We start from the raw sequence: 2,734 nt of genomic DNA, 5'->3' as shown, positions 1-2,734 counted from the left end.
GAGCAAGACCAAGCTCACGAGCAGCTTTGCTAAGACCTATTTCCTTAGCTAAAGTTACAGCCTGTACCTTATAATCTGTATCATAGTGTTTCTGATTTCGTGCCATGAAAAGCACCTCCTTTTCCTCGTATTATATATCATCATATACGAGTAAAAAGTGTCAACAATTATGATACAGCATCAGACATCTTAATAAACAGCATATCCTACGCCCTGCCGCTTATGCGGCGGAGCGTGGCGAAACAGGCTTTGAACGTCATTTTGAGGGGAACGAGGACAAACGCTATATTTGGAGTGGGAACAGCGTGAGGAGCATTTTAAGAAGCCCGATATATGCGGGAAATCTTGTAGGCTACAAACGGATTGCCGCCAATATGAAAAGCAAGAAACGCCCCTCTAAGCTGCCCGAAGAATGGGAAGTGATACCCAATACCCATGAGGGAATAGTCACGCAGGAGGAATTTGATATTGTCCAACAGCTTATTACAAGTCGTAGGCTTCCACAGAACAAGGGAGGATTTGTAAATATTTTTGCAGGCGTTATCAAGTGTGTGGACTGCGGATGTGCTCTGCGGGCAATGAACGTACACAGGAGGAAACGCCCAGAGATTATCGACTGTGTACAGTATTCATGTAATAATTATGCAAGAAACGGAAGAAGCGAGTGTAGTGCCCACAATATAGAAGCAAGGGATTTATTCAATGCCGTTCTTGCCGACATCAACTGTTTTGCGGATATGGCAGTGAATGATGAAAAGGCGGTCAGGGCCATAGAAAAGCGGCTCACGGAAACAGACCAGAGCAGGGCGAAAGCATTAGAGAAAGAACGTAAGAAGCTGAACAAACGCCTTGCGGAACTGGACAGGCTGTTTTCCTCTCTCTACGAGGATAAGGTCATGGAGCGTATTACCGAGCGGAATTTTGAGATGATGTCGGGGAAATACCAGAAAGAGCAGCTTGAAATTGAAGCAAGGCTGAAAGAGGTGACGGAAACTCTTAATGAAAGCTACGAGAAATCACGGGGAATCCGTGACTTCCTCGCCCTTATCCGAAATTATCAAGGCTTAAAAGAACTGGATGCAACAGTTATAAACGCACTCATAGACAAGATACTTGTTTCGGAGCGTGAGAAGATGGCAGACGGAACAGTGAAGCAGGAAATCAAGATTTACTATAAATTCATCGGCTTTGTCGATGAATTACATATCATACCTACAAAACGGTGGGCAGCAATGCCCGCTAAAAATTGTACGGTGTGCGGCGTTGAATATGTCCCGGGCTCTGGTGCATCAAGGTATTGTCCTGCTTGTGCCAAGAAGATACGGAGGGAGAAATCAAACGAGAGCAAACGCAGGAGCAGAGAACAGAAAAGGATAGCATGTATGAACTGTCCGCAAAAAATGACCGACTGACATTGAACAGCAGGAGAAGCGTATTTTACGACAGGGGAATCTAAATCCAAAGGTCAAGATATTACGCTATGTGACGGAAGGAACCTTTGACAGTTATTCGTGGCAGCTCATTGAGAACAAGCAGAAATTCATCGGTCAGATCATGACAAGTAAATCTCCGGTACGTTCCTGTGAGGATGTGGATGAAGCGGCACTTACGTATGCGGAGGTCAAGGCTCTGGCAACAGGAAATCCCTACATTAAGGAAAAGATGGCTCTCGATATTCAGATATCCAAGTTAAAGCTCATGAAAGCAAACCATACCAGTCAGAAATGCCGTCTGGAGGACAACATTGCAAAGCATTATCCACAGCAGATCACGATTTTAAAGGAGCGTATCAGCGGGATGCAGGCGGACATTCAGACTGCGAAAGCAAATCTTCCGGTGGATAAAGAGCAGTTTTCCATGAAAGTAGGGGAACAAGCTCTATACAGATAAAAAAGAAGCCGGAACAGCCCTTGTGGAGATGTGCAAAGAAATAAAAACAGTCAATGCCCCTGCGGTCATTGGCGAATATGCAGGCTTTTAGATGGCAGTATCCTTTGATGCATTCAACCACAAATTTGTGATGAACCTGAAAGGACAGCTTTCACACAATCTGGAAGTCGGTTCAGATCCACTCGGTAATATCTCCTGTATCAACCATGCACTGGAGTCCATGCCAAAGCAGCTTATGGAAGCACAGACAAAACTTGAAACGGTGGAGCATCAGCTTGAAACCGCAAAGGTGGAAGTAACCAAATCCTTTGCACAGGAAGCAGAGCTTGCAGAGAAGTTAGAGCGTCTGTCTGCATTAAATGCCCTGCTTAACATGGATGAAAAGGGCAATGATGGGATTGATATGGATGATGAGCCGGAAGCTCCAAAGAGTGAAAAAGAGGTTGCAGACCGTCCGGCGAAGAATATTCCTCTTGCAGGAAAAACAGTGGGGACAGAGCAGGATAAGGGCATCAGACAGTATGCAGATGCACCTATAGAAAGAGTGTCCCTGAAAGCGAAGCTGGAAGCGTTGAAAGCAAAGGTTGCTGGAGAAGATTCAGAAAAGCTTATGCCACAAAAAGCAAAGGGAAAGGAAGAAACCTTATAAGAAAATTTGAATTTTTATATTTTTATTCCCAACTTTATTCCCAACATGTTATAATTATTTGGGTTGGGATTGAATTACTCCCTCCTAACGCCTAGGCGTTTGAGGAGGGAGATTCCCACTTCTACGAGAACAGCCTTCTGCCTTGGCAAAAGGACTTACACACTCTCCGTGGGCGTTAATTTCCGTAATTCCTAC

3 protein-coding genes are annotated in these 2,734 nt (G+C 44.7%); all 3 read left to right on the top strand.

The window, feature by feature from the left end; translation table 11 throughout:
* The first annotated feature begins 179 nt into the window (after nt 1-179).
* Nucleotides 180-1,412, top strand: coding sequence for a DUF4368 domain-containing protein (locus tag FYJ84_RS14290; protein WP_455423411.1), 1,233 nt, complete (start codon nt 180-182; stop codon nt 1,410-1,412).
* 70 nt (nt 1,413-1,482) lie between these two features.
* Entirely contained in the window at nt 1,483-1,890 is a 408-nt protein-coding gene (locus FYJ84_RS14535) for a hypothetical protein (protein WP_205764295.1), read from the top strand.
* Nucleotides 1,891-1,981: 91 nt separating this feature from the next.
* A complete protein-coding gene (locus FYJ84_RS14530) occupies nt 1,982-2,539 on the top strand; it encodes a hypothetical protein (RefSeq protein WP_205764294.1) in 558 nt (185 codons plus the stop codon).
* Nucleotides 2,540-2,734 lie beyond the last annotated feature (195 nt).

This window comes from Anaerovibrio slackiae, from assembly GCF_009695585.1.
GTDB classification, from domain to species: Bacteria; Bacillota; Negativicutes; order Selenomonadales; family Selenomonadaceae; genus Anaerovibrio; species Anaerovibrio slackiae.
This window is presented reverse-complemented; position numbering and strand designations above follow the sequence as displayed.